We start from the raw sequence: 24,906 nt of genomic DNA, 5'->3' as shown, positions 1-24,906 counted from the left end.
TGCAAAACGCATCGGCGCCGCCTTCTTGAGTGGTGGAGCTGGGGGGATTTGAACCCCCGTCCGTAAGCCTTCTTCGCGCAGATCTACATGTTTAGCGGTCTGATTTGAGTCTCGCCACCGGTGTCGCGCAGTCGCACGCTACACCGGCCGCCAGCACCCTATTTTCTCGCCCCGACCCAAGGTACCCGGATCAGGGCCAGCCCATGTAGATTATCTTTGCAGCCGGGAGGCGTCAGATTGCTCTAGCGCCCCCTTGCCCAGCCCATCGGCCTGCTGTTGCAAAGCTCACCGGCAATTAAGCGGCGAGTGCGAAACGTTCGTCGTTTGCAGTTAGTTTGTTTGAATCTGTTTTACGAGCGCATTCAGCTCGACATGCCCCGCTGCGATTCCGAACCCACGTCGAAACCAGTGCAGCCCCAAGCGCTGCATTTTAGGCCTGTTTCAATAACTTCAAGAGCTCCATGGGTGATGCGATGGCCGCGTCGGCATCCCAGCGGGCCACTTCCGCGTGTTCGCCCATGTAGCCATAGGTGGCCGCCACCGTCCGCATGCCGGCGGCCCGGCCGGCCAGCATGTCGCGTTCGTCATCCCCGACATAGACGCAATGCACCGGGGCCACGCCCAGCCGGCGCGCGGCTTCGAACAGCGGCTCCGGATGCGGCTTGGCGTGGGGAGTGGTGTCGCCGCTGACGATCGCTCGCGCGCTCTCGAACAGGGCCATCGCGCGCGTCAGCGGCAGGGTGAAGCGTTCGGACTTGTTGGTGACGACGCCCCACCGCAGCCCGGAGGCGTTCAGCGCCTTCACCAGTTCGGCCACGCCGTCGAAGACCTGCGTGTTGAGCAGCATCCGCGACTCGTACTTGACGAAGAACTCCTCACGCAGTACCGGAAACTCGGGCGCCTCCGGCGTGATGCCGAAAGCCACGCCCAGCATGCCCCGGGCGCCGGCCCCCGCCATCGGGCGATAGCGTTCGAGCGGCAGCGAAGGCAGGCCACGCTCGGTCCGCATCTGGTCGGCCGCGGCCCCCAGGTCGGGGGCGCTGTCGATCAGGGTGCCGTCGAGGTCGAACAGGACGGCTTCGGTGCGGTCCGTCCTCACAGGGCGCCTGCCGGCTTCTGGGTCGCGAACATGTAGTTGACGCTGGTGTCGCCGCTGAGCCAGTAGCGCCGCGTCAGCGGGTTGTGCTCCAGGCCGCGGGTGTGGCGCAGGTCGAGCCCGGCGGCGCGGCAATAGGCGGCCAGCTCGCTCGGGCGGATCAGCTTCTGGTACTCGTGCGTGCCGCGCGGCAGCATGCCGAGCACGTATTCGGCACCGACGATCGCCAGCATGAACGCCTTCAGGTTGCGGTTGATGGTCGAGAAGAAGACCCAGCCGCCGGGCTTGGCCAGATCAGCGCAGGCCTTGACGACCGAAGCCGGATCGGGCACGTGTTCGAGCATCTCCATGCAGGTCACGACATCGAAGCTGCCGGGCTRCTCGGCCGCCAGCGCCTCGGCGCTGACCGAGCGGTACTTGACGCCGCGCGTACCGGCCTCGAGCGCATGCAGCTGCGCCACCTTGAGCGCCTTGTCGGCCAGGTCGATGCCGAGGACCTCGGCGCCCTTGCGCGCCATCGAGTCGGCCAGGATTCCGCCGCCGCAGCCGACATCGAGCACCCTGCGACCGGCAATCGGGGCAATCCCGTCGATCCAGTCGAGGCGCAGCGGATTAATTTCGTGCAGCGGTCGGAATTCGCTTTCGAAGTCCCACCAGCGGTGCGCAAGTTCGGAGAATTTGGCGAGCTCTGCCGGATCGGCATTCACGGGTTCGGTCATGGAGCGATTATGAAACGGCACGAATTGAAATGCCGGTGCTGGAGCGGGCATAAAAAAACCCCGCCGAGGCGGGGTTCTCTTCAGCGATTCTTGCGAATCACTTGTTGGGGCGGGTACCGACCACTTCGATTTCCACGCGGCGGTTCTTGGCGCGGCCTTCGGCAGTGCGGTTGTCAGCGATCGGCTGGCTCTTGCCCTTGCCTTCGGTGTACACGCGGTTCTTTTCGATGCCCTTCGAGACCAGATAGGCCTTGACGGCTTCAGCGCGGCGGACCGACAGCTTCTGGTTGTACGCCACGGTACCGATCCAGTCGGTATGGCCGACAGCGATGATCACCTCGAGGTTCACGTCCTTGATCTTCGAGACCAGGTCGTCCAGCTTGGCGCGGCCTTCGGGCTTCAGGACGTACTTGTCGAAGTCGAAGAATGCGTCAGCAGCGAAGGTAACCTTCGAAGCAGCGACTGCCGGGGGAACCGGAGCCGGTTTGGGAGCAGCAGCCACAGGCGGCGGTGCGGGAACGAGCGCACCGTCGCAACCAGCAGCAGCCGTTGCGGGCGTCCAGTTGGCATCGCGCCAGCACAGTTCGTTGGTGCCGTTCTTCCAGACCAGTTCGCCGGTGCCGTTTTGCCAGTTGTCGATGGCCGGGCCACCATTCGCAGCGGTGACACGGGTCTGCGCGCCGGCGGCAGTGGCGAGCGCAGCGACTGCAAACATCATCGCCACTTTATTCAGTTTCTTCATGGTTCTCCTCTTGGGGAAAAAGCCGCAGCCGCGCTGCGAATCAAGGACGCTTTAAGTGACCACCACCCAAAACGTTGAGGCGATTGTGCCATAGGGTCTTTGGCAAACAGCCCGCCGGCCCCCTCTGAAACGCCGGACGGAGGCGGAATACCGGCCTTGTGTTGCGGCGGTGCGACACCCTCCTCAGCGTAAAATTTCGCCTCCCTTGCCGTCTGCCTGCCGCCCATGACCTCGTTCGCCAAAGAAACACTCCCCATCAGCCTCGAAGAGGAAATGCGCCGCAGCTACCTGGATTACGCCATGAGCGTGATCGTCGGCCGGGCCCTGCCCGATGCCCGGGACGGCCTCAAACCGGTGCATCGGCGGGTACTTTTCGCGATGCACGAACTCAACAACGACTGGAACCGGCCGTACAAGAAGTCGGCCCGTATCGTCGGCGACGTCATCGGCAAGTACCACCCGCACGGCGACCAGTCGGTCTACGACACCATCGTCCGGATGGCGCAGAACTTCTCGATGCGCCACATGCTGGTTGACGGGCAAGGCAATTTCGGCTCGGTCGACGGCGATATGGCGGCGGCGATGCGCTATACCGAGATCCGGCTGGCCAAAATTGCGCACGAAATGCTGGCCGATATCGACAAGGAAACTGTCGATTTCGGTCCCAATTACGACGGCTCCGAAAAAGAGCCGCTGGTATTGCCGAGCAAACTACCGAATCTGCTGGTCAATGGCGCCGGCGGTATCGCGGTGGGCATGGCGACCAATATCCCGCCGCACAATTTGAATGAAGTGGTCGATGCCTGCCTGCACCTGCTGCGTCATCCGGATGCCGGCATCGACGACCTGATGGAGATCGTGCCGGCGCCCGACTTCCCCACCGCCGGGATCATCTACGGCATCAACGGCATCAAGGACGGCTACCGGACCGGCCGCGGCAAGGTCGTGATGCGCGCCAAGTGCCACTTCGAGGACATCGACCGCGGCCAGCGGCAGGCGATCATCGTCGACGAACTGCCCTACCAGGTCAACAAGAAGACGCTGCAGGAGCGCATGGCCGAGCTGGTGCACGAGAAGAAGATCGAGGGCATCAGCCACATCCAGGACGAGTCCGACAAGTCGGGCATGCGGCTGGTGATCGAGCTCAAGCGCGGCGAAGTGCCCGAAGTGGTGCTCAACAACCTCTACAAGCAGACCCAGCTGCAGGACACCTTCGGCATCAACATGGTCGCGCTGGTCGACGGCCAGCCGAAGCTGTGCAACCTGAAGGATCTGATCGAGGTCTTCCTGCAGCACCGCCGCGAAGTGGTGACGCGCCGCACCGTGTTCACGCTGCGCAAGGCGCGCGAGCGCGGCCATGTGCTCGAGGGCCTCGCGGTGGCGCTGGCGAACATCGACGAGTTCATCGCGATCATCCGCAATGCGCCGACGCCGCCGGTCGCCAAGGCCGAGCTCATGAGCCGCGCCTGGGACAGCAAGCTGGTGCGCGAGATGCTGACCCGCACGCGCGCCGACGGCGGCGTGATCAACGCCGACGACTACCGCCCGGACGGCCTGGAGCGCGAGTACGGCATGCACGCCGACGGCCTCTACAAGCTGTCGGACACGCAGGCCCAGGAAATCCTGCAGATGCGCCTGCAGCGCCTGACCGGCCTCGAGCAGGACAAGATCGTGGCCGAATACAAGGACGTGATGGCCGAGATCGACGACCTGCTCGACATCCTGGCCAAGCCGGAACGGGTCTCGGTGATCATCGGCGACGAGCTCACGGCCATCAAGCAGGAGTTCGGCCAGAGCAAGCTCGGCGTGCGCCGCAGCCTGGTCGAGCACAGCGCCTTCGATCTCTCGACCGAGGACCTGATCACGCCCACCGACATGGTCGTGACCCTCTCCCACAGCGGCTACATCAAGAGCCAGCCGCTGGGCGAGTACCGGGCGCAGAAGCGCGGCGGCCGCGGCAAGCAAGCCACGGCGACCAAGGAAGACGACTGGATCGACCAGCTCTTCATCGCCAACACGCACGACTACATCCTGTGCTTCTCGAACCGCGGCCGGCTCTACTGGCTCAAGGTGTGGGAAGTGCCGGCGGGTTCGCGCGGCTCGCGTGGCCGGCCGATCGTCAACATGTTCCCGCTCCAGGAAGGCGAGAAGATCAACGTCGTGCTGGCGCTCACCGGCGAAAAGCGCACCTTCCCGGCCAACCAGTACGTCTTCATGGCGACCTCGATGGGCACGGTCAAGAAGACCGCGCTCGACGAATTCAGCAACCCGCGCAAGGCCGGCATCATCGCGGTCGACCTCGATCCGGGCGACTACCTGATCGGTGCCGCGCTGACCGACGGCGCGCACGACGTGATGCTGTTCTCCGACGGCGGCAAGGCGGTGCGCTTCGACGAGAACGACGTTCGCCCGATGGGCCGCAACGCCCGCGGCGTGCGCGGCATGACGCTCGAGGACAGCCAGGGCGTGATCGCCATGCTGGTGGCCGAGGACGAACAGCAGAGCGTGCTGACCGCGACCGAAAACGGTTACGGAAAGCGAACAAGCATTACCGAGTACACGCGACATGGCCGGGGAACCAAGGGCATGATCGCTATTCAACAGAGTGAACGTAACGGCAAGGTGGTGGCAGCGACTCTCGTGCATGCCGACGACGAGATCATGCTCATCACCGACAAGGGTGTCCTCGTGCGCACCCGAGTCTCCGAAATCCGCGAACTGGGGCGCGCCACGCAAGGCGTCACTCTGATCGGACTCGACGAAGGCGCCAAGCTCAGCGGGCTGCAGCGCATCGTCGAGAATGACGCGAATATCGAGAATGAACCCGGCGCCGACGATCCTTCCACCTCATCTTCAACGGAGAACCCCAGTGAATAAATTCAAACTCGCGCTCGTGACGGCCGCGCTCGCCGGCAGCTCGCTGGCCATGGCCCAGGACAAGGCGGCCATGATCAAGCAGTTCGTCGAGCTGCAGCGCCCCGGCGTGGAGTCGCTGGCGCGCGGGCTGGTCGAGCAGTCGAGCGCCCCGATCGCCCAGGCCGGTTCTCAGTACCTGCAGACGCAGGTGCCGGCCGAAAAGCGCGAGGCCGCCGCCAAGGCCGCCGATGTCGAGCTCAAGAGGTACTTTGACGAGGCCTACCCGATCGTGCGCGACAAGGCCGTGCAGCTGGCACCGGCCGCCCTGTCGCCGATCATGGAGCAGACCTTCAGCGAGGAAGAGATGCGCCAGCTGCTGGCCTGGATCAGCTCGCCGCTGAGCAAGAAGTACCAGGAGATCAATCCCAAGCTGCAGACCGCGCTGACCGAGAAGCTGGTGGCTGAAACCCGCGCCACGATCGAGCCGAAGATGGTCGCGCTGGACGCCAGTGTCGCCAAGGCGCTGGGCGCACCGACCAACGCGGGTGGAGCAGCCAAGGCAGCGCCGGCCAAGGCGCCCGCCAAGAAGTGACGCAGCGCGCGGGTCCGCGCCCGTACAACTTTTCCGCCGGTCCGGCCGCAATGCCGGAAGCGGTGCTGCAGCGCGCCGCCTCCGAGATGCTGGACTGGCACGGCAGCGGCATGGGCGTGATGGAGATGAGCCATCGCGGCAAGGAGTTCGGCGCGATCTGCACGCAGGCGGAGGCCGACATCCGCAGCCTGCTCGCGGTGCCGTCGCAGTTCCACATCCTGTTCATGCAGGGCGGCGGGCTCGGCGAGAACGCGATCGTGCCGATGAACCTGTCGCGCGGGACCCGCGCCGACTTCGTCCTCACGGGCAGCTGGAGCATCAAGTCGCAGAAGGAAGCCCAGCGCTACTGCGAGGCCCGGGTGGTCGCGAGCAACGCGGCAGACGGGCACACCCGGCTGCCGGACCCGGCCGGCTGGCAGCTCTCCCCGGACGCGTCGTACGTCCACGTCTGCACCAACGAGACCATCAACGGCATCGAATTCCAGCAGTTGCCCGACCTCGCCGCACTCGGCAGCAAGGCGCCGCTGGTGATCGACTTTTCCTCGCACGTGGCCTCGCGGCCGGTCGACTGGTCGCGCGTGGGCCTGGCCTTCGGCGGGGCCCAGAAGAACCTTGGCCCGGCGGGCCTGACGATCGTGATCGTGCGCGACGACCTGCTCGGCCATGCGCTCGAGATCTGCCCGAGCGCCTTCAACTACAAGACCGTCGCGGACAACCAGTCGATGTACAACACGCCCCCGACCTGGGGCATCTACATCGCCGGGCTGACCTTCCAGTGGCTCGCGCAGCAGACCGAAGGCGATCTCAAGGGCGTCGCCGCCATGGAGGCGCGCAACGTCGCCAAGGCACGGCTGCTGTACGACTTCATCGACGGCTCGGACTTCTACGCCAACAAGGTCGACCCCGGCTGCCGCTCGCGCATGAACGTCCCCTTCTTCCTCGCCGACGAGAGCCGCAACGAAGCCTTCCTGGCCGGTGCCCGCGCGGCCGGGCTGCTGCAGCTCAAGGGCCACAAGTCGGTCGGCGGGATGCGCGCGAGCATCTACAACGCCATGCCGATGGCCGGCGTTCGGGCGCTGGTGGGCTACATGCGAGAATTCGAGCGGTCGCGTGCGTAGAGGCACGCGCTCCCGACCCGAATGACCGCCTCAGCACCACCACCTTCCGCCCCCGATTCCTCCCCCAGCCTGGCCGATCTGCGCGTACAGATCGACTCGCTGGACCAGCAGCTTCTCGACCTCCTGAACCGGCGCGCCCGTGTTGCCGAGCGGGTCGGCGAGGTCAAGAAGCGCGAGGGCACGCCCTTCTTCCGGCCCGATCGCGTCGCCCAGGTGATCGAGAAGATGCAGCAGAGCAACGGCGGCCCGCTGAAGCCCCTTCACGTGGCCGCCATCTGGCGCGAGATCATGTCGGCCTGCCTGGCGCTCGAATCGCCGCAGCGCGTGGCCGTGCTCGGCCCCGAAGGGACCTTCTGCGAGCAGGCCGCGGTCGAGTATTTCGGCGGCGCCGCCGACCTGGTCTATTGCGCCAGCTTCGACGAGGTCTTCCATGCCACCGCCGCCGGCAGCGCCCAGTACGGCGTGGTCGGCGTCGAGAATTCCACCGAAGGCGTGGTCACGCGCTCGCTCGACCTGTTCCTGCATTCGCCGACCCACGTGGTCGGCGAGGTCAGCCTGCTGGTGCGGCATCACCTGTTGCGCTCGAGCAATTCGCTCGAGGGCATCGAGGCCGTGCTGGCGCATCCGCAGGCGCTGGCGCAGTGCCAGACCTGGCTCGCCAAGCACCTGCCGAATGCCGAACGGCGCGCCGTCTCCAGCAACGCCGAAGGCGCCCGGCTGGCGGCCGGCAATCCGGCCTGGGCGGCATTGGCGAGCGAACGCGCAGCCACCCGCTTCGGGCTGCATATCGTGGCCCACGCGATCCAGGACGACTCCTACAACCGCACCCGTTTCGCCATCATCTGCCTGCCGCAGACGCTGGCGATGCCGCCGGCGACCGGCCGCGACTGCACCAGCCTGGTGGTGTCGGTGCCGAACCAGCCCGGGGCGGTGCACGACCTGCTGGTGCCGCTCAAGGCCAACAACGTCTCGATGACCCGCTTCGAATCGCGGCCGGCACGCACCGGCCAGTGGGAGTACTACTTCTACATCGACCTCGACGGCCATCCGTCGCAGCCCAACGTTGCCGCCGCGCTCGTCGAACTGCGCAAGCTGTGCGCGTTCTACAAGGTCCTCGGCGCCTATCCGATCACCGCATGAAAAKCCCCCATGCTCATCGCTTCGCGTATCGCTGCCCCCCGTGGGGGGGCTCAGTGCCCTTTGGGCGGCCGGGCGGGCACTGAGGCCACGGGACGATGATCGAACAGTTGGGACTGATCGGCTGCGGCCTGATGGGCGGCTCGTTCGCGCTGGCGCTCAAGCGCGCGAAGCTGGTGAAGCGGGTGGTCGGCTACAGCAAGTCGCCGTCCACCACCGAGCGCGCCCGGCAACTCGGCGTGATCGACGTCGCGGCGCCCTCGGCGCTGCTGGCGATGTCGGGTGCCGAACTGGTGCTGATCGCGGTGCCGGTCGGCGCGTCCGAGCAGACCTTCAAGGCCATCCGCCACGGCATCAACGACCAGATGCTGGTGATGGATGTCGGCTCGACCAAGGGCGACGTCATCGAGGCCGCGCGGCGCGGCCTGCAGGACCAGATCGGCGCCTTCGTGCCCGCGCATCCGATCGCGGGCAAGGAAGTGGCGGGCGTGGAGCACGCCGACGCCGACCTCTACACCGGACGCCAGGTGGTGCTGACGCCGATCAAGGCCACCTTGCGCTCCAACGTCCAGCGGGCCTCGAAGGTCTGGACCGCGATCGGCGCCAAGGTGGTGACGATGACGCCGGAGGCCCATGACAGCGCCTTCGCGGCCGTCAGCCACCTGCCGCACCTGCTGGCTTTCGCCTTCATCAATGCCATGGCCGCGCACCCGCAGGGCGGGCGCTTCCTCGAACTGGCCGGCCCGGGCTTTCGCGATTTCACGCGCATCGCGGCCAGCGACCCGACCATGTGGCGCGACGTCCTGCTGGCCAACCGCGACCAGGTTCTGCTCCAGGCCCAGGGCTTCCGCGAGGCCCTGGCGCACCTCGAGGCGCTGGTGCGCGCGGGCAATGCGCAAGCGCTCGAGGACGCGATCGCGGCCGCGAGCGGGGTTCGCTCGCAGTGGCAACCCGGCGTTGCCGCCTCTCCCGACTGACGATGTTCTCTACCCCCTTTCTCGACATACCGGCGCTTTCGAGTGCCGCCGGCACGGTTCGCCTGCCGGGCTCCAAGAGCATCTCCAACCGCGTGCTGCTGCTGGCGGCAATGGCCAGCGGCACGACGACCGTGCATGACCTGCTCGATTCCGACGACACGCGGGTCATGCTCGACGCGCTGGCCGCGCTCGGTTGCGTCATCGAGCGCGCGGGCGACATCCTGCGCATCGAAGGCCTCGGCGGCAAGCTGAAGACCCCCACGGCGTCCTTGTTCCTCGGCAATGCCGGTACCGCGATGCGGCCGCTGACCGCCGCCCTGGCCCTGCTGGGCGGCGAGTTCGCGCTGCGCGGCGTGCCGCGCATGCACGAACGGCCGATCGGCGACCTGGTCGACGCCCTGACCCAGCTCGGCTGCCGCGTCGACTACCTCGGCAACCCGGGCTACCCGCCGCTGCAGATTCATCCGGTGGCGTTCGACGCGCTGCAGCTCGACGCCCCGATCCGCGTGCGCGGCGACGTCTCGAGCCAGTTCCTGACAGCGCTGCTGCTGGCGCTGCCGCTGGCAGCACGGCGCAACATCGTGATCGAGGTCGTCGGCGAGCTGATCTCCAAGCCCTACATCGAGATCACGCTGAATCTCTTGGCGCGCTTCGGCATCGCGGTCGAACGCGAGGGCTGGCAGCGATTCACCATTCCAGCCGGCAGCCGGTATCGATCGCCGGGCGACATCCACGTCGAAGCCGATGCCTCGTCGGCCAGCTACTTCATCGCGCTCGGGGCCATCGCCAAGGGCTCGGGCATCCGCATCGAAGGCGTCGGCGCCGATTCGATCCAGGGCGACATCCGCTTCATCGACGCCGCCCGGCAGATGGGCGCGCGCGTCGACAGCGGCGCCAACTGGCTGGCGATCGCACGCGGCGCCTGGCCGCTCAAGGCGATTGACATCGACGCCAACCACATTCCCGATGCCGCCATGACGCTGGCCGTGATGGCGCTCTATGCCGACGGCCCGAGCACGCTGCGCAACATCGCCAGCTGGCGCGTGAAGGAAACCGACCGCATCGACGCCATGGCCGCCGAGCTGCGCAAGCTCGGGGCCACGGTCGAGGACGGCCCGGACTTCATCCGCGTCCATCCGCTGGCGGCGGCCGGCTGGCGACCGGCCAGCATCAAGACCTACGACGACCACCGGGTGGCGATGTGCTTCTCGCTCGCGGCCTTCAATCCGGCCGGCGTCGAGGTGCGCATCCTCGAACCGCACTGCGTCGCCAAGACCTTCCCCGACTACTTCGAAACCCTGTTCTCGGTCGCCGAGGCTGCCGAAGTGCCGGTGATCTGCATCGACGGCCCGACCGCCTCCGGCAAGGGCACCCTGACCGTCGAAGTGGCTCGGCGGCTGGGCTACCACTACCTGGATTCGGGCACGCTCTACCGCGTGACCGGGCTGGCGATGCGACGCGCCGGGCTCGACGCCGAAGCCGGGCACGAGGCGCGGATCGCGGAACTCGCGAGTGCCCTGCCGGTCGCCTTCAGCGAGGGCAAGGTGCTGCTGGCCGGCGAGGACGTGAGCGAGGCCATCCGGACCGAGGCCGCCGGGATGGATGCCTCTCGGGTGTCGGCCCTGCCAGCAGTGCGTGCCGCCCTGCTGGCGCTGCAGCGCAGCTTCCGGCGCCTGCCCGGCCTGGTGGCCGACGGCCGCGACATGGGCACCGTGATCTTCCCGGACGCCGAGCTCAAGGTCTACCTCACGGCCAGCGCCGCCCACCGCGCCGAACGGCGCCATAAGCAGTTGATTTCAAAGGGAATTTCAACTACAATCGACAGTCTTCGCGCCGACCTGGAAGCGCGTGACCTCCGGGACGCGTCCCGCAGCGTCGCGCCGCTCAAGCCGGCGCCTGATGCCCGCCTCCTGGACAACTCGCACCAGACGATCGAGCAATCGGTCGCGCAAGTGCTTGCCTGGTGGCAGGAAGTACAGCCGTTCGAGTCCGCTTGAACGGTGTTTCGGTCCAGCAAGGCCCCCGCCGCGCGACAGCGCACCGGCCTGCTGGTTGTTCAACCTCAACCCGGGCCCCAAAGCCCAAACAACCACCGTCTCCAGATCCAAGCCAGTCGCAATAGTGCAACTGCAAACCCTGCGTGACGGAAGGAAAACCACATGTCTGAATCTTTTGCCGACCTATTCGAAGAATCCCTGAAGCGTTCGGAGATGCGCACCGGTGAGGTCATCACCGCCGAAGTCGTGCGTGTCGAACACAACCATGTCGTCGTCAACGCAGGCCTCAAGTCCGAAGCCTACGTGCCGATCGAAGAGTTCAAGAACGACAAGGGCGAGCTCGAAGTCCAGGCCGGCGATTTCGTTTCCGTGGCCATCGGCAGCGTCGAGAACGGCTACGGCGACACCATCCTTTCGCGCGACACCGCCAAGCGTCTGGCTTCGTGGCTCGCGCTCGAGAAAGCCCTCGAATCCGGCGACTTCGTCACCGGCACCACGAGCGGCAAGGTCAAGGGCGGCCTCACGGTGCTGGTCAACGGCATCCGCGCCTTCCTGCCGGGTTCGCTGATCGACACCCGTCCGATCAAGGACCTGACCCCGTACGAGAACAAGACCCTCGAATTCAAGGTCATCAAGCTCGACCGCAAGCGCAACAACGTGGTGCTCTCGCGCCGCGCCGTGGTCGAAGCCAGCATGGGCGAAGAGCGCGCCAAGCTGATGGAAACCCTGAAGGAAGGCGCAGTCGTGCGCGGCGTCGTCAAGAACATCACCGAATACGGTGCCTTCGTCGACCTCGGCGGCATCGACGGTCTGCTGCACATCACCGACATGGCATGGCGCCGCGTTCGCCACCCGAGCGAAGTGGTGCAGGCCGGCCAGGAAATCACCGCCAAGATCCTCAAGTTCGACACCGAGAAGAACCGTGTCTCGCTGGGTCTGAAGCAGATGGGCGACGACCCGTGGATGGGCGTTTCGCGCCGCTACCCGCAATCGACCCGCCTGTTCGGCAAGGTCACGAACATCGCCGACTACGGCGCGTTCGTCGAACTCGAACCCGGCATCGAAGGCCTGGTGCACGTCTCCGAAATGGACTGGACCAACAAGAACATCGCGCCGAACAAGATCGTCTCGCTGGGCGACGAAGTCGAAGTCATGGTCCTCGAGATCGACGAAGACAAGCGCCGCATCAGCCTGGGCATGAAGCAGTGCAAGGCCAACCCGTGGCAGGAATTCGCGCAGAACACCAAGCGCGGCGACCGCGTCAAGGGCCCGATCAAGTCGATCACCGACTTCGGCGTGTTCGTGGGTCTGGCTGCCGGCATCGACGGCCTGGTTCACCTGTCCGACCTCTCGTGGAACGAAACCGGCGAAACCGCCGTTCGCAACTACAAGAAGGGCCAGGAAGTCGAAGCGATCGTGCTGGCTGTCGATGTCGACCGCGAGCGCATCTCGCTGGGCATCAAGCAGCTCGACAGCGATCCGTTCACCACCTTCACCACCGTGAACGACAAGGGCCAGATCGTGACCGGCAAGGTCAAGACGGTCGACGCCCGCGGTGCCGAGATCGATCTCGGTGAAGACATCATCGGCTACCTGCGCGCCAGCGAAATCTCCCGCGACCGCGTGGAAGATGCACGCAACGTGCTCAAGGAAGGCGACGAAGTCACGGCCGTGGTGGTCAATGTGGATCGCAAGACCCGCAACATCCAGCTGTCGATCAAGCAGAAGGACATGGTCGACGAGCAAGGCGCCATGGCCAGCCTGAGCCAGCAATCGGCACGCGAGAACGCGGGCACGACCAGCCTGGGCGCCCTGCTGCGCGCCAAGCTGGACAACTCGGACAAGTAATCCGGGTCCCGGGGACAGGGTCGGCGCCGGGCGCCACCCTGTCTTTTTTTTCGTCTACTCTTTCTCTTGCCATGACCCGCTCCGATCTCGTCGAAGAACTCGCGGCCCGATTTGCGCAACTGACGCACCGCGATGCCGAATACGCCGTCAAGACCATTCTTGACGCGATGAGCGACGCACTGGTGCGTGGCCACCGGATCGAGATCCGCGGCTTCGGCAGCTTCACGGTGAACCGGCGCCCGCCCCGCATCGGACGCAACCCGCGCTCCGGCGAGAGCGTGCAGATTCCCGAGAAACGCGTGCCCCACTTCAAGCCGGGCAAGGCCCTGCGCGAAGCGGTGGATGCGAAAACCGCGCTGCTCGACGCCGAGAAGCACAAGCGCGGCTGACACGCCGGCCCCGGCATAGAATTCCCCGGCCATCGGGGACCCGCATGAAATATCTCCTGTGGCTGCTCAAGGCAGCCATTTTTTTTACCCTCTTCGCCTTCGCGCTGAACAACCAGCACGACGCCACCGTCTACTTCTTCTTCGGCACCTCGTGGCGCGCGCCCCTGGTACTGGTGGTGCTGGCCGCCTTCACCGGCGGCCTGGTCGTGGGCGCGCTCGGCATGCTGCCGGGCTGGTGGAAACACCGCAGCGCCGCAGCGCAGGTTCCGGGCGCGCAAGGTGCACCGGGTGCGCCGCCGGCGCCTTCGTCCGCCGCCGCCACGCCCACGCCCGCAGCCCCCGCCGACCTGCCCGCCGTACGCCAACATGGACTTTGACTTCAGCTGGCTGCTGCTCGGCCTGCCGATCGCCTTCGTGCTCGGCTGGCTGGCTTCGCGCTTCGACCTCCGGCAGCTCCGGATCGAGAACCGCCAAGCCCCGAAAGCCTACTTTCGCGGCCTGAACTTCCTGCTCAACGAGCAGCAGGACCAGGCCATCGACGCCTTCATCGAGGCGGTTCAGAACGACCCCGACACGCAGGAACTGCACTTCGCGCTCGGCAACCTGTTCCGGCGCCGCGGCGAATACCAGCGCGCGGTGCGCGTGCACGAGCACCTGCTGGGTCGCGGCGACCTGAGCCGCGCCGACCGCGACCGCGCGCAGCACGCGCTGGCGCAGGACTTTCTGCGCGCCGGCCTGCTCGACCGCGCCGAAGCGGCGCTGCAGAAGCTGGAAGGCACGCGCTACGAGAACGAGGCCCGGCTGTCGCTGCTGGCCATCTACGAACGCTCGCGCGAATGGGCGCAGGCCGAGGATGTGGCGCAGAAGCTCGATGAATCCGACCAGGCGAGCTACAGCACCCGGCGGGCCCACCACCTGTGCGAACAGGCCGCCGAGCGCGTTGCCGCCGGCGACCCGGGCGCAGCGGCGAGGCTGCTGCAGCAGGCGATTGCGCTGGCGCCGGAGGCCCCGCGACCGGCGATCGACAGCGCCACGCTGCACCTGCGCAGCGGCGATGCGGTGGCCGCCTTCGACACGCTGGCGGCACTGAGCGAAACCGCGCCGTTGGCGCTGCCCCTGTATGCGGCGGCGCTGCAGCAAGCCGCGGTCGCTTCGCAGCGCTCGGGGGAGGCCCTCGCCCTGCTGCAGCGCCGCTATGTGGCCTCGCCCTCGATCGATGTGCTGGAGGCGATCATCGCGCTCGGCGGCACGCCGGCGTTGCCGGACGATGCGCCCTCCGATGCCGCGATCGCGCCGGAACCCCGCGACGGCTACATCGCCCACCTGGCGCACCATCCCTCGCTGGTCGCGGCCTCGCGCTGGCTCGCCGGCGAACGCTTCGAGCACGAGGAGTTCCACCCGCAGGTACAGCGCTCGCTCGACCAGGCCACCCGGCCGCTGATGCGCTACCGCTGCGCGGCCTGCGGCTTCGAGGCTCATCAGTACTTCTGGCATTGCCCGGGCTGCCAGGCCTGGGACAGCTACCCGCCGCGGCGCGTCGAGGAACTGTAGCCCCCACGCTCCCTCRCTTCGTGTGGTCGCTGCCCCCCGAGGGGGCCGCAGGCCGCCTTGGGGCGGCCCGGCGCCGGCCTGAGCCCCCACGCTCCCTCGCTTCGTGTGGTCGCTGCCCCCCGAGGGGGCCGCAGGCCGCCTTGGGGCGGCCCGGCGCCGGCCTGAGGCCAGTGCTTCGGCCGCATGGCGTAGGCCGTCCGAAAAACGGACGACAGTGGGACTTTGAATCAAAATGCCGGATTTCGCCGACCGGCCCCGTCCCATGTCCGCAGCCCCTCCCCGCCCCCTCCTGAGCCCCGAGCACATTGCGATGATCGACAAGGGCGTCTCGGCCATCGTCGCCTCGCGCAACGCCGCGCAGCGGCCCAGCCTGATGCGCGCGGTCGGCGCCGGCATCGCGGCCGACGGCAGCGAGCTCACGGTCTATGTCTCGCGCAACCAGTCGCGCCAGTTGCTGCAGGACGTCGCGGCCACCGGGCACGTCGCGGTGGTCTTCAGCGAACCGCTGAGCCATCGCACGGTGCAGGTGAAGGCCCGCCGCGCGGAACTCCGGGCCGCCACCGACAGCGACCGGCCGCTGCTGAGCCGCTACCTGCGCTCGATGGAGCACGAGGTCGGCTGCGTCGGCTACGACGCCGTCTTCGTGCGCGCCATGCTGGCCTTCGATCTCGACGACGTGGTGGCGATCCGTTTCACGCCGACCGAAGCCTACGACCAGACGCCCGGGCCCAAGGCCGGCAGCGCGCTGCCCGCGGCCTGACGCCGATGAGCGCGAGCCCGCCGCCGCCGTCGCTGCACGCGATCCGCGCCTGCTTCGAGGGCGCCATCCCGGCCATGATGGCCACCTGCGCGCAGGACGGCACGCCCAACGTCGCCTACATCTCGCAGGTCTACTACGTCGACGAGCGGCACGTCGCGCTGTCCTTCCAGTTCTTCAACAAGACGCGGCAGAACATCCTCGCCAACCCGCGCGGTGCGGTGCTGGTGATGGACCCGGTGGTCGCTGCCTTCTACCGCCTCGAGCTGCGCTACCTGCGCACCGAGACCGAAGGGCCGCGCTTCGAAGGCATGAAGGCGCAACTGGCCGGCATTGCTTCGCACTCGGGCATGGCGGGCGTGTTCCGCCTGCTCGGCGCCGACATCTACGAGGTCGAAGCCATCGAGGCCCTGGAAGGCGAGCGCCTGCCCCTGCCGCCGCCGCGTCACAGCCTGCTGGCAGGCGTGCGCCGCTCGGCCGAGCGGCTGGCCGCCTGCTGCGCGACCGACGCGCTGCTGCAGGCCGTGCTGGCGGTGCTCAACGACCAGCTCGACATCCGCCATGCGATGGTGCTGATGCGCGACAGCACCACCGAGCGCCTGTACACGGTGGCAAGCTGCGGCTATGCGACCTCGGGCGTCGGCTCCGAGATCGAGATCGGCCATGGCGTGATCGGCGTCGCCGCGCGGGAGCGCACGCCGGTGCGCATCAGCCACATGACGAATGCGGCGAGCTACAGCCACGCGGTGCGCAGCAGCATGCGCGAGATCGAACCCGGACTGGTGCTCGACACCGAGATCCCGTTCCCGGGCCTGGCCGAAACGCACAGCCAGCTGGCGGTGCCGATCGTCTCCAGCGGCCGCCTGCTCGGCGCGCTGTTCGTCGAGAGTCCGCTCGACATGCGCTTCGGCTTCGAGGACGAGGACGCGCTGGTCGCGATCGCCGGCCATCTCGGCGCCGCGCTCGAACTGCTGCGCACCGGCGACGAGGCGGCGGCCGCGGCCGAGCCGCCCCGCCGCGCGCCGCCGCCCTCCGGGGCACCGATCGCGGTCCGCCACTACCTCGCCAACAGCAGCATCTTCATCGGCGACAGCTATCTGATCAAGGGCGTGGCGGGCGCCATCCTCGGCAAGCTGCTGCGCGAACACACGCAGCAGGGCCGCAGCGAGTTCAGCAACCGCGAGCTGCGGCTCGACCCGGCGCTGCGGCTGCCCGACCTGTCGGACAACCTGGAGGCGCGCCTGGTGCTGCTGCAGCGCCGGCTGCAGGAGAACAGCCCGCACATCCGGATCGAGAAGACCGGGCGCGGACGCTTCCTGCTGCGGGTCGAGCGACCAGTCGCGCTGACCGAGATCGCCGGCTGAATCCGGCCTCAGCCCTGCATCGATCCCGGTACCGCCGGCCGCCCCAGGGCGAGGCTGAGCTTGGTCCATTCGCGCTCGCTCAAATGCGGCCGCACCAGGTCCAGCGCGGCGGCGAAGGCCGGCGCCGGCGCATGCGCGCGCATGTCGCAGAGCATGGCGGCGCGCTCGGCCGGGTTCAGGAAGGGCACCATCCAGCGCAGGACGAACATCATCTCCTCGGGCGGGATCGAGGCGACCAGCCTGTTGTGCAGCTCGATCAGCTCGGCATCGGTGTAGCGGGCCCAGAGCACCGCGTTGTGCGCCGTCTCTTCCACATGCATGTGCTCGAAGTTGTGGGCGATGAACAGCGAGAGCGCCCGATACAGCGCCAGTGCGCCGGTCTCCCGCACCGCGGGTTCGCACTGCAGCAGCGCGGTGGTCTGGTTCGCCAGTGCAACGATGGTCTGCAGGTGCTCGTCGTGCTCGTGCGCGATCTTGCCGCTGGCACCGGGCGCGCGGGCCTCCATCGCGGTGTGGATGAACTCGTTCTCGTGCTGCAGGTGGGAGCGGCAGAAGTCGAGCAGTTCCAGTACGCGCTGCGTGACCTGCGCGAGTTCGAGCGCATCCTCGCTGTCCATGCGCCCGACGGCCAGCAGGGTGTCGGCCATGAGCGCACGCAGCGCCTTGTGAATGCCGGCATACAGGTCGACGCGGGGCGCTGCGGCCTCCGCGACATGGCGCAATTCGCGCTGATCGATGTTCATGGGGTCCTACCTTCCGGGTTCAGCGGCCGGCGCACCGTGCGCCGGCCTGCTGGGAAGAAGTCTAGGAATCCATGCCCGCGCGCGCCGCTAAGAATTGCTTAAGCAATCCCTCACGAAACCTTAAATTCCGCGCGCAGGTCGCCGGCTCAGGACGCGGGCAGCGTCATCGCGGTCAGCTTGCGATCGAAGCGCAGCAGCCACAGCCGCGTCGGCCGCTCGAGGGCGCTGCCGCGCGTGAGCCGTGCGCCGACCACGCCCGCCCGGGCAGCGGCTGAAGGCGCGTCCGTCGGCCGCTGCCCGATGCCTACCGTTCGATCGTCTTGTTCCAGCGTGCGTTCCAGGCCGGCCGGTTGGCGTTCACGCTTTCCCAATCCAGGGTCACCGCGTTCTTCATCCATTTGTTGATGTCGGCCACCTGTGCCGCGCCCTCCCCCATCGCAGGCGCCTTGGGGTTGGTCGGGATCTGGCTGCCGAACTGGAGCACATTGGCCTGGGCCAGCGGGCTCAGAAGGAATTCAGCCAGCTTCTGCGACAACTCGGGCTCGCTGTTGTTKGCGATCACGCACTGCCCCACCATCAGCACCACCGAACCCTCCTTCGGCTGGGCGTACTCCACCGGAATGCCCTTGCTCTTGAGCGCGGCCACCGCGGTCGGCGTGAGCGGGAACAGCGCCGCCTCGCCGGTCTGCACCATCTCGGAAATCTTGGCCGAGCTCGGGATGTACTCGAGCACGTTGGGGCCGATGGTGGTCGGCCAGGCCTTGAAGCCGGGCTCCACGTTCTGGTCGTTGCCGCCCTGGATGCGGTTGAACATCAGGAAGCCGTGCAGGCCGAAGGAGGAAGACGACATCGACTGGAAGACCACCTTGCCCTTGAACCTGGGATCGGCGAGGTCCATCCACGAGGTGGGCGCGGCCCAGCCCTTTTCCGCGAACATCTTCTTGTTGTAGGCCAGCCCGGTCATGCCCAGGCTGACGCCGCTGGCCATGTCGCCCTTGAAGCGGGCGGCCGGATAGATCTCGTTGAGGGCGGCGCTCGGGCGCTGCTTCTCGCACAGGCCCATGCCGATGGCGCGAACCATGATGCCGTCGTCCAGGAACATCACGTGCATCTGGGGCTTGTCCTTGTTGGCCTGCGCCTTGGCGAGGATGTCGGAGGACGTGCCGGGCACCACCACCACCTTCACGTTGTTCGCCTTCTCGAAGGCCGGGAAGACGTACTGCGTGTACGCCTTCTCCATGGTGCCTCCGTTCATGCCGATGTACAGCGTCTTGGTCTGGGCATTGACCGCGCCGGCGCCGGCCAGCGCCGAAGCGGCGGCCACGGCGAGGAGTGCACGGCGAGAAAGGAGAGGCTGGCGAGAACGGGACATGGCGTAGTTTCCTCAGGGAGTGGAGTGAAGGAGATTTCAATGCGCCGCGGCAGGCACGGCCGTGGACTGGAAGCGTTCGACGGCGAATGCCTCGATGGGGGTGCTGCTGCGACCGTCGCGCACCAGTTCGGCCAGCACCTCGCCCACGGCGGGGCCGATCTGGAAGCCCGCGCCGGCGAAGCCGAAGCCGTGGATCAGGCCCGGCGTGGTCCGGCTGGGGCCGAGCACGGGCTGGCGGTCGGGCAGGTAGCCTTCGGTGCCGCTCCAGGTCCGAATGAAGCTGGCGTGGCGCAAGGCAGGCAGCAATTCGATCGCCTGCACCGCCAGGGTGGCGATGGCTTCGCGGCCGACGCGTGCACGGTCGGCATCCAGCGCCAGGCCCGCGCCGCCGCCGAGCACCAGGTTGCCACGCGCGACCTGGCGGCAGTAGACGCCGCCGCCTTCCACGCCCAGGCTCCAGTCCATGAAGTGCGGCAGCGGCTCGGTGACTGCCATCGCCGGATGGCCGGACTGCAGCGGCACCGGCTCGCCGAACTGGCTGGCGATGGCACCGGCCCAGGCGCCCGCACAGTTGAGCATCAGGGGCGCGCGCACCTCCAGCGCGTTGCCCGAGCGCAGCAGGAAGCCTTGACCGTCGTGAGCCACCTCGTCGAGCGGGGTTCGTTCGAAGATCTGCGCGCCCGCGCGCCGCGCCGCCATCGCAAAGGCCGGCGACACCAATCGGGGATTTGCCTGCCCGTCTTCCACGCACAGCGAGCCGCCGACCGCCCGGCCCCCGAGCCACGGGCAGCGCTGGCGCAGGCGCTGCCCCGACAGGAGCTCGATGCCGAGCTCGAAGTCGCGGCTCTGGTCGCGGTAGCGCTCGAGAGCGGCCAGGTCGGCCTCGCTGCGGGCGATCTTGAAATGGCCGGAGCGCAGGTATTCGCCGTCGGTGCCGATGAGCTCGGCCAGACGCCCCCAGATGCGGTGCGCCCGCTGCGCCAGCGGCAGCTGGCTGAGCGGCCGGCCCTGGCGCCGCACGCCGCCRTAGTTCACGCCGCTGGAGCGCGARCCGCAMAGGTCRCGCTCCAGCAATGCCACCTGCAGGCCCATCTGCCGCAGCGCCAGGGCGGCGGAGGCACCGACGATGCCGCCGCCGACGATGGCGACATCGGTCTTCAGGCATTGCTTCATGCGTCCACTCCCTCGACCCGGGCGCTCGCCAGCTGAATCGGGATCGGCTTGATCGGCGCCTGCCCGCGCAGCCGGCCCACCTGCTGCACCGGCTGGCCGGTCGCGTGGGCGAGAATTTCAGCCGCCGCCACGCCGCACATGCGCCCCTGGCAACGGCCCATGCCGACGCGGGACAAGGCCTTGAGGCGGTTCAGCTCGTCGGCGCCGCAGCGCCGGACGGTCTCGCGCAGCTCGCCGGCCGTGACGTTCTCGCAACGGCACACCACCAGTTCGTCGGGCGCCTGGGCCGCCCAGTCCTGCGGGAACGGAAACGCTCGCTCCAGGCCGCGGCGGAAACCGGACAGCTTGTCGATCTTGCGTTCCAGCACCTGGGCGCGGGTCGCATCCACCGCGATGCCGTGATCGGCCAGGAGCGCCAGCGCAGCGCGTTCGCCCGCCCATTCGGCCGCGTCGGCGCCCATGATGCCGGCCCCGTCGCCTGCCAGATAGACCCCGGGCACGCTGGAGCGGCCGGCGCCATCGCGCTCGGGCAGATGCGCGCGATGCAGGGGTGCGAAGGCAAAGCGGCAACCCAGCAGGTCGGCCAGCTGCGTTTCGGAGCGCAAGGCGTAGCCGAAGCCGACGGCGTTGCATTCGAGGCTGCGTTCGCGGCGACCGTCGTGCCACGAGACGGCGCTCACCTGCGCATCGCCCATCACCCGCAGCGGACGCACCCCGCCATGCAGGGCGACGCCGCGCGCACGCAGCCAGGCCACGTAGTAGACGCCCTTGAAGAACACGGACGGCTGCGTGAGCATGGCTGGAACCGCGGCCACCTGGTCGGCGAGTCGGGCCGTGTCGAGCACCGCGGCCACATCGACCCCGGCCTTCGCATACTGGTAGGCCACCAGGTACAGCAACGGGCCGGTGCCCATGAAGACCACGCGCGTGCCGATCGCGCAGCCCTGGAACTTGAGCGCAACCTGGGCGCCTCCCAGCGTGTAGACGCCCGGAAGCGTCCAGCCGGGCACGGGCAGCACGCGATCGGTGGCGCCGGTGGCGACGATGAGCTGGCGGAAGGGCACGGCGCGGGTGCTGCCGCTCGGGCCATGCAGCACATCGAGCTGACCGCCCTGGACATTCCATACCAGGCTGTCGGGCTGGTAGTCGACGCGGCCCTGCAGTCCGTCCAGGGCCGCGTGCACCGCCGCGGCGCGTGGGGCTTCGAAGCCGTAGAGGGTCTTCGGCGAGCGATTGAAGTTCGCGGGCGGCCGGCGATAGATCTGGCCGCCGGCCCGGCCGGCTTCGTCGATCAGCACCGGCCGCAGGCCGTGCGCCACCAGGGCCTGGGCCGCGCGCACGCCGGCCGGGCCGGCGCCCACGATGACGGGCTGCAATGCGGGCGCCGTCATGCCGGCTCCTCCTCGGTCACCAACGCCATGTCGGGCTGGATGAAGGTGGAGCAGGCGCGAAGCCGCCCGCCGTCGGCGGTCCGGATCCAGCAGTCCTGGCAGGCGCCCATCATGCAGAAGCCGGCCCGCGGGGCGCCGCTGAACTCGTTGCGGCGCAACTGGCCGGACAGGGTCAGCACGGCGGTGAGCACCGTATCGCCGGCCAGCGCGCTGGCCGGCCGGCCATCCAGGGTGAATGGCACGACGGCACGGCCGGTCTCGGCCACGCGGTGCAGCAGCGCTCGCGATGGCGTCGTTCTCATCGGCGCCCCACGAGCACGCGGTCCAGCCCATAGACGCGGTCGAGCAGCACCATGGCACAGGCCGTCACCGCGACCATCAGCGMCGAGACCGCCGCCATCAACGGATCGATGGATTCCGTCGCGTACATGTACATGCGCACCGGCAGCGTGACAGTGCTGGGTGCGGTCACGAAGATCGACATGGTCACCTCGTCGAAACTGTTGATGAAGGCCAGCATCCAGCCACCGGTCACGCCGGGCAGGATCATCGGCAGCGTCATGCGCCTGAACACCGTGGTCTGGCTCGCGCCGAGCGACAGCGCGGCCTGCTCGACGCTGCGGTCGAAGCCGACCAGCGCGGCGACCACCAGGCGCAGCGTGTACGGGGTGACGACCAGGGCATGCGCCACCACCAGCCAGCCGAAGCTGCCGGTGCCGCCGACCAGCGCGAACAGCCGCAGCAGCGCCACCCCCAGCACCAGGTGCGGAATGATCAGCGGCGAGAGAAAGAGGCCGTTGAGGAAGTCGCGGCCGGCGAAGTCGTAGCGCGTGATCGCCATGCCGGCCGGCACCGCCAGCAGCGTGGCCAGCGTGGCCGAAGCCAGCCCCAGCCACAAGCTGTTCCAGAAGGACTGCATGAAATCGGGATGTGCGAACACGGCCCGGAACCAGCGCAGCGAGAAGCGCGTGGTCGGAAGCGTCAGCGTGTTTTCCGGGGTGAAGGCGACGATGCACACCACCAGCAGCGGCGCCAGCATGAAGGTGATGACGAGCGCGTTGAACGCGAGGGCGAAGGGGCCGTTCCTGCTCATGGCTTCTTCACCCCAGCGCCTTCTTGTAGCGGCCCTCGACCACCCGGTTGTAGCTCAGCATGACGACCAGGTTGGCCGCCAGCAGCGTGAGTGCGATCGCCGCGCCCAACGGCCAGTTGAGCTCGTGCAGGTACTCGTCGTAGACCACGGTCGCCACCATCTTGAGACGCCGTCCGCCGAGCAGGCCGGGAATGGCGAAGGAACTGGCGGAGAGACCGAAGACGATCAGGCTTCCCGACAGGATGCCCGGCATGACCTGCGGCAGCACGACGCGCCGCAGCGTGGTGAAGGCAGAGGCATTGAGCGACAGCGCCGCGTTCTCCACGCCCGGGTCCAGCTTCTGCAGCGAGGTCCAGACCGGAATCACCATGAAGGGCAGCATCACGTGCACCAGCGCGATCACCACCGCGGTCTCGGTATAGAGCATCTTCACCGGGCCGAGGCCGACGAGCTTGAGCATGCCGTTGACCAGGCCTTCGGGTCCCAGCAGCATGCTCCAGCCGAAGGCCCGCACCACCACCGACACCAGCAGCGGGGCCAGCACCACCAGCAGCATCACCGAGCGCCACGGATTGCGCATGCGGCTCAGCACATAGGCTTCCGGCGTCCCGACGAGCACGCAGATCAGGGAGACCAGCGCCGAGATCCAGAAGGTGCGCCAGAAGATGCCGTGGTAGTAGGAGTCGGTGAAGACCTGGGTGTAGTGCGCCAGCGTGAACGCGTCGGCCTTGGGCCCCGTGACGGCGTCATAGACGTTGAAGGACAGCACCGCCGTCAGCGCCAACGGCACCAGCAGCAGGCCGGCGAACAGCAGCAGGGCCGGTCCGGACAGCATCCAGGGAGTGGGTTGCTTCATGCCATCTCCTCGGCGACGGACTCGGCCCCGTCGGCGGGCAGCAGGCGCGAGCAGTGGTCGGGCCAGCCGATGCCCACGGGATGGCCCTCGTCGAGCGCGACCCGTCCGTCATTGGGAGACAGCACCATCAGCTCGCCCAGCACCGTGCTCACGGCATAGAGCCACTGGCTGCCGAGGAAGAAGCGTTCGCGCACCGTGCCGCCGATGCGGCCGCCGCCTGCCTCGACCAGCTGCAGCTTCTCGGGTCGCACGCTCAGCAGCACCGGCACGCCGTGGCGGAAGCCGGCATCCTCCACGTCGACGGTGAGCGGCCCCAGGTCGACACGCGTGCCGGCGCCATTGGCGACGATGCGGCCGGCCAGCAGGTTGGCCTTGCCCACGAAGGTGGAGATGAAGCGGGTGCGCGGATGCTCGTAGACGCGGTGCGGATGGTCGATCTGGGTGGCGCGGCCGCCTTCCATCACCACCACGCGGTCGCTGATGGACATGGCCTCGCTCTGGTCGTGCGTGACCATCACCGTGGTGGTCCCCACCTTGCGCTGGATCTGGCGCAGCTCGAACTGCATCTCCTCGCGCAGCTTGGCGTCGAGGTTGGACAGCGGCTCGTCCAGCAGCAGCACCGGCGGCTCGATCACCAGGGCACGCGCCAGCGCCACCCGCTGGCGCTGGCCGCCCGAGAGTTCGCGCGGGTAGCGCGCCGCGTGAGCGTCCAGATGCACCAGGGACAGCGCCTGCCGCACGCGCTCGCGACGCTCGGCGGCCGGCGTCTTGCGCATTTCGAGGCCGAAGCTCACGTTGTCGGCCACCGTCATGTGCGGGAACAGCGCATAGGTCTGGAACACGATGCCCAGGCCCCGGGTGTTGGCCTTGACATGCGTGATGTCGCGCCCGGCCAGTTCGATGCGGCCGCTGCTCACCGCCTCGAAACCCGACACCATCTGCAGCGTGGTGGTCTTGCCGCAGCCCGAAGGCCCCAGCAGCGAGACGAACTCGCCCTTTTCCACCGAGAGGTTCATGGCCGACACCGCGCAGGTGCTGCCGTAGAACTTGGTGACGTCGATGAGCTTGAGAAATGACATGCGTCCGGCCTTTCCTGGATGCACCCCAACGGGGCGGCAACTGTAGTCTTTGTCGA

At 67.8% G+C, this 24,906-nt stretch carries 23 protein-coding genes and 1 other RNA gene; 12 read left to right on the top strand and 12 right to left on the bottom strand.

Annotated elements, in window-relative coordinates:
- Positions 1-30: 30 nt before the first annotated feature.
- From ssrA to ompA, 4 genes are all read right to left on the bottom strand, one after another.
- Positions 31-418: a transfer-messenger RNA gene (ssrA, locus tag AC1D2E_RS15185) on the bottom strand.
- A 12-nt stretch (positions 419-430) separates the two neighbouring features.
- A complete protein-coding gene (gene gph, locus AC1D2E_RS15180) occupies positions 431-1,099 on the bottom strand; it encodes a phosphoglycolate phosphatase (RefSeq protein WP_478198155.1) in 669 nt (222 codons plus the stop codon).
- Entirely contained in the window at positions 1,096-1,815 is a 720-nt protein-coding gene (gene ubiG, locus AC1D2E_RS15175; protein ID WP_478198154.1) for a bifunctional 2-polyprenyl-6-hydroxyphenol methylase/3-demethylubiquinol 3-O-methyltransferase UbiG, read from the bottom strand. Before ubiG ends, gph begins: the two co-directional genes overlap by 4 nt.
- 97 nt (positions 1,816-1,912) lie before the next feature.
- Positions 1,913-2,557, bottom strand: coding sequence for an outer membrane protein OmpA (gene ompA, locus AC1D2E_RS15170; RefSeq protein WP_478198153.1), 645 nt, complete (start codon positions 2,555-2,557; stop codon positions 1,913-1,915).
- A gap of 225 nt (positions 2,558-2,782) precedes the next feature.
- Between ompA and gyrA the strand changes: the two genes are divergently transcribed.
- From gyrA to AC1D2E_RS15110, 12 genes are all read left to right on the top strand, one after another.
- Entirely contained in the window at positions 2,783-5,434 is a 2,652-nt protein-coding gene (gyrA, locus tag AC1D2E_RS15165; RefSeq protein ID WP_478198152.1) for a DNA gyrase subunit A, read from the top strand.
- The gene (locus AC1D2E_RS15160; RefSeq protein WP_478198151.1) at positions 5,427-6,005 is read left to right on the top strand and encodes a DUF2059 domain-containing protein; all 579 of its coding nucleotides are present in this window, start codon (positions 5,427-5,429) and stop codon (positions 6,003-6,005) included. The genes gyrA and AC1D2E_RS15160 overlap by 8 nt, the downstream gene beginning before the upstream one ends.
- Before the next feature lie 50 nt (positions 6,006-6,055).
- Entirely contained in the window at positions 6,056-7,123 is a 1,068-nt protein-coding gene (gene serC, locus AC1D2E_RS15155; RefSeq protein ID WP_478198161.1) for a 3-phosphoserine/phosphohydroxythreonine transaminase, read from the top strand.
- 21 nt (positions 7,124-7,144) lie between these two features.
- A complete protein-coding gene (gene pheA, locus AC1D2E_RS15150) occupies positions 7,145-8,263 on the top strand; it encodes a prephenate dehydratase (protein ID WP_478172231.1) in 1,119 nt (372 codons plus the stop codon).
- A 95-nt stretch (positions 8,264-8,358) separates the two neighbouring features.
- A complete protein-coding gene (locus tag AC1D2E_RS15145) occupies positions 8,359-9,237 on the top strand; it encodes a prephenate dehydrogenase (RefSeq protein ID WP_478198150.1) in 879 nt (292 codons plus the stop codon).
- A 2-nt stretch (positions 9,238-9,239) separates the two neighbouring features.
- Positions 9,240-11,234 (top strand): bifunctional 3-phosphoshikimate 1-carboxyvinyltransferase/cytidylate kinase, encoded by a 1,995-nt coding sequence (locus AC1D2E_RS15140; RefSeq protein WP_478198149.1) that lies wholly within the window; start codon positions 9,240-9,242, stop codon positions 11,232-11,234.
- Between the two features lie 162 nt (positions 11,235-11,396).
- Positions 11,397-13,082, top strand: coding sequence for a 30S ribosomal protein S1 (gene rpsA / locus AC1D2E_RS15135; RefSeq protein ID WP_286371265.1), 1,686 nt, complete (start codon positions 11,397-11,399; stop codon positions 13,080-13,082).
- Between the two features lie 71 nt (positions 13,083-13,153).
- The gene (locus AC1D2E_RS15130) at positions 13,154-13,471 is read left to right on the top strand and encodes an integration host factor subunit beta (protein WP_286371264.1); all 318 of its coding nucleotides are present in this window, start codon (positions 13,154-13,156) and stop codon (positions 13,469-13,471) included.
- 44 nt (positions 13,472-13,515) lie between these two features.
- A complete protein-coding gene (locus AC1D2E_RS15125) occupies positions 13,516-13,848 on the top strand; it encodes a LapA family protein (RefSeq protein WP_478172228.1) in 333 nt (110 codons plus the stop codon).
- Complete coding sequence (lapB, locus tag AC1D2E_RS15120; RefSeq protein WP_478172227.1) at positions 13,838-15,022, top strand: lipopolysaccharide assembly protein LapB; 1,185 nt, start codon at positions 13,838-13,840, stop codon at positions 15,020-15,022. Before AC1D2E_RS15125 ends, lapB begins: the two co-directional genes overlap by 11 nt.
- 310 nt (positions 15,023-15,332) lie before the next feature.
- Complete coding sequence (locus tag AC1D2E_RS15115) at positions 15,333-15,782, top strand: hypothetical protein (RefSeq protein WP_478198148.1); 450 nt, start codon at positions 15,333-15,335, stop codon at positions 15,780-15,782.
- Positions 15,783-15,787: 5 nt separating this feature from the next.
- Entirely contained in the window at positions 15,788-17,143 is a 1,356-nt protein-coding gene (locus tag AC1D2E_RS15110; RefSeq protein WP_478198147.1) for a GAF domain-containing protein, read from the top strand.
- Positions 17,144-17,151: 8 nt separating this feature from the next.
- Here the strand turns inward: AC1D2E_RS15110 and AC1D2E_RS15105 are convergent, their stop codons facing one another.
- The 8 genes from AC1D2E_RS15105 to AC1D2E_RS15070 all read right to left on the bottom strand — a co-directional run bounded on the left by AC1D2E_RS15105 (position 17,152) and on the right by AC1D2E_RS15070 (position 24,850).
- Positions 17,152-17,886: a hemerythrin domain-containing protein gene (locus tag AC1D2E_RS15105; RefSeq protein WP_478198146.1), complete on the bottom strand. Its 735-nt coding sequence runs from the start codon at positions 17,884-17,886 to the stop codon at positions 17,152-17,154.
- A gap of 304 nt (positions 17,887-18,190) precedes the next feature.
- The gene (locus tag AC1D2E_RS15100) at positions 18,191-19,258 is read right to left on the bottom strand and encodes an ABC transporter substrate-binding protein (protein WP_478198145.1); all 1,068 of its coding nucleotides are present in this window, start codon (positions 19,256-19,258) and stop codon (positions 18,191-18,193) included.
- A gap of 36 nt (positions 19,259-19,294) precedes the next feature.
- A complete protein-coding gene (locus AC1D2E_RS15095) occupies positions 19,295-20,431 on the bottom strand; it encodes an NAD(P)/FAD-dependent oxidoreductase (protein ID WP_478198144.1) in 1,137 nt (378 codons plus the stop codon).
- Positions 20,428-21,822: an FAD/NAD(P)-dependent oxidoreductase gene (locus AC1D2E_RS15090; protein WP_478198143.1), complete on the bottom strand. Its 1,395-nt coding sequence runs from the start codon at positions 21,820-21,822 to the stop codon at positions 20,428-20,430. Before AC1D2E_RS15090 ends, AC1D2E_RS15095 begins: the two co-directional genes overlap by 4 nt.
- The gene (locus tag AC1D2E_RS15085) at positions 21,819-22,124 is read right to left on the bottom strand and encodes a (2Fe-2S)-binding protein (protein ID WP_478198142.1); all 306 of its coding nucleotides are present in this window, start codon (positions 22,122-22,124) and stop codon (positions 21,819-21,821) included. The genes AC1D2E_RS15090 and AC1D2E_RS15085 overlap by 4 nt, the downstream gene beginning before the upstream one ends.
- The gene (locus tag AC1D2E_RS15080) at positions 22,121-22,915 is read right to left on the bottom strand and encodes an ABC transporter permease (protein WP_478198141.1); all 795 of its coding nucleotides are present in this window, start codon (positions 22,913-22,915) and stop codon (positions 22,121-22,123) included. Before AC1D2E_RS15080 ends, AC1D2E_RS15085 begins: the two co-directional genes overlap by 4 nt.
- A gap of 7 nt (positions 22,916-22,922) precedes the next feature.
- Positions 22,923-23,771: an ABC transporter permease gene (locus tag AC1D2E_RS15075; protein WP_478198140.1), complete on the bottom strand. Its 849-nt coding sequence runs from the start codon at positions 23,769-23,771 to the stop codon at positions 22,923-22,925.
- Positions 23,768-24,850, bottom strand: coding sequence for an ABC transporter ATP-binding protein (locus AC1D2E_RS15070; protein ID WP_478177710.1), 1,083 nt, complete (start codon positions 24,848-24,850; stop codon positions 23,768-23,770). Before AC1D2E_RS15070 ends, AC1D2E_RS15075 begins: the two co-directional genes overlap by 4 nt.
- Between the last annotated feature and the right edge of the window lie 56 nt (positions 24,851-24,906).

Source organism: Variovorax sp. P1_H2, assembly GCF_056405295.1.
The sequence above is the reverse complement of the archived record's forward strand: the minus strand, read 5'-3'. Positions and strand labels throughout refer to the sequence as shown.

Bases quoted from the DNA above. Each gene is read 5' to 3' on its own strand.
- ompA (WP_478198153.1), bottom strand. From the start codon at position 2,557: ATGAAGAAACTGAATAAAGTGGCGATGATGTTTGCAGTCGCTGCGCTC.
- AC1D2E_RS15075 (WP_478198140.1), bottom strand. From the start codon at position 23,771: ATGAAGCAACCCACTCCCTGGATGCTGTCCGGACCGGCCCTGCTGCTG.
- AC1D2E_RS15140 (WP_478198149.1), top strand. From the start codon at position 9,240: ATGTTCTCTACCCCCTTTCTCGACATACCGGCGCTTTCGAGTGCCGCC.
- AC1D2E_RS15070 (WP_478177710.1), bottom strand. From the start codon at position 24,850: ATGTCATTTCTCAAGCTCATCGACGTCACCAAGTTCTACGGCAGCACC.
- lapB (WP_478172227.1), top strand. From the start codon at position 13,838: ATGGACTTTGACTTCAGCTGGCTGCTGCTCGGCCTGCCGATCGCCTTC.
- AC1D2E_RS15085 (WP_478198142.1), bottom strand. From the start codon at position 22,124: ATGAGAACGACGCCATCGCGAGCGCTGCTGCACCGCGTGGCCGAGACC.
- rpsA (WP_286371265.1), top strand. From the start codon at position 11,397: ATGTCTGAATCTTTTGCCGACCTATTCGAAGAATCCCTGAAGCGTTCG.
- AC1D2E_RS15145 (WP_478198150.1), top strand. From the start codon at position 8,359: ATGATCGAACAGTTGGGACTGATCGGCTGCGGCCTGATGGGCGGCTCG.
- pheA (WP_478172231.1), top strand. From the start codon at position 7,145: ATGACCGCCTCAGCACCACCACCTTCCGCCCCCGATTCCTCCCCCAGC.
- AC1D2E_RS15110 (WP_478198147.1), top strand. From the start codon at position 15,788: ATGAGCGCGAGCCCGCCGCCGCCGTCGCTGCACGCGATCCGCGCCTGC.
- AC1D2E_RS15130 (WP_286371264.1), top strand. From the start codon at position 13,154: ATGACCCGCTCCGATCTCGTCGAAGAACTCGCGGCCCGATTTGCGCAA.
- AC1D2E_RS15105 (WP_478198146.1), bottom strand. From the start codon at position 17,886: ATGAACATCGATCAGCGCGAATTGCGCCATGTCGCGGAGGCCGCAGCG.
- AC1D2E_RS15115 (WP_478198148.1), top strand. From the start codon at position 15,333: ATGATCGACAAGGGCGTCTCGGCCATCGTCGCCTCGCGCAACGCCGCG.
- gyrA (WP_478198152.1), top strand. From the start codon at position 2,783: ATGACCTCGTTCGCCAAAGAAACACTCCCCATCAGCCTCGAAGAGGAA.
- AC1D2E_RS15125 (WP_478172228.1), top strand. From the start codon at position 13,516: ATGAAATATCTCCTGTGGCTGCTCAAGGCAGCCATTTTTTTTACCCTC.
- serC (WP_478198161.1), top strand. From the start codon at position 6,056: ATGCCGGAAGCGGTGCTGCAGCGCGCCGCCTCCGAGATGCTGGACTGG.
- AC1D2E_RS15090 (WP_478198143.1), bottom strand. From the start codon at position 21,822: ATGACGGCGCCCGCATTGCAGCCCGTCATCGTGGGCGCCGGCCCGGCC.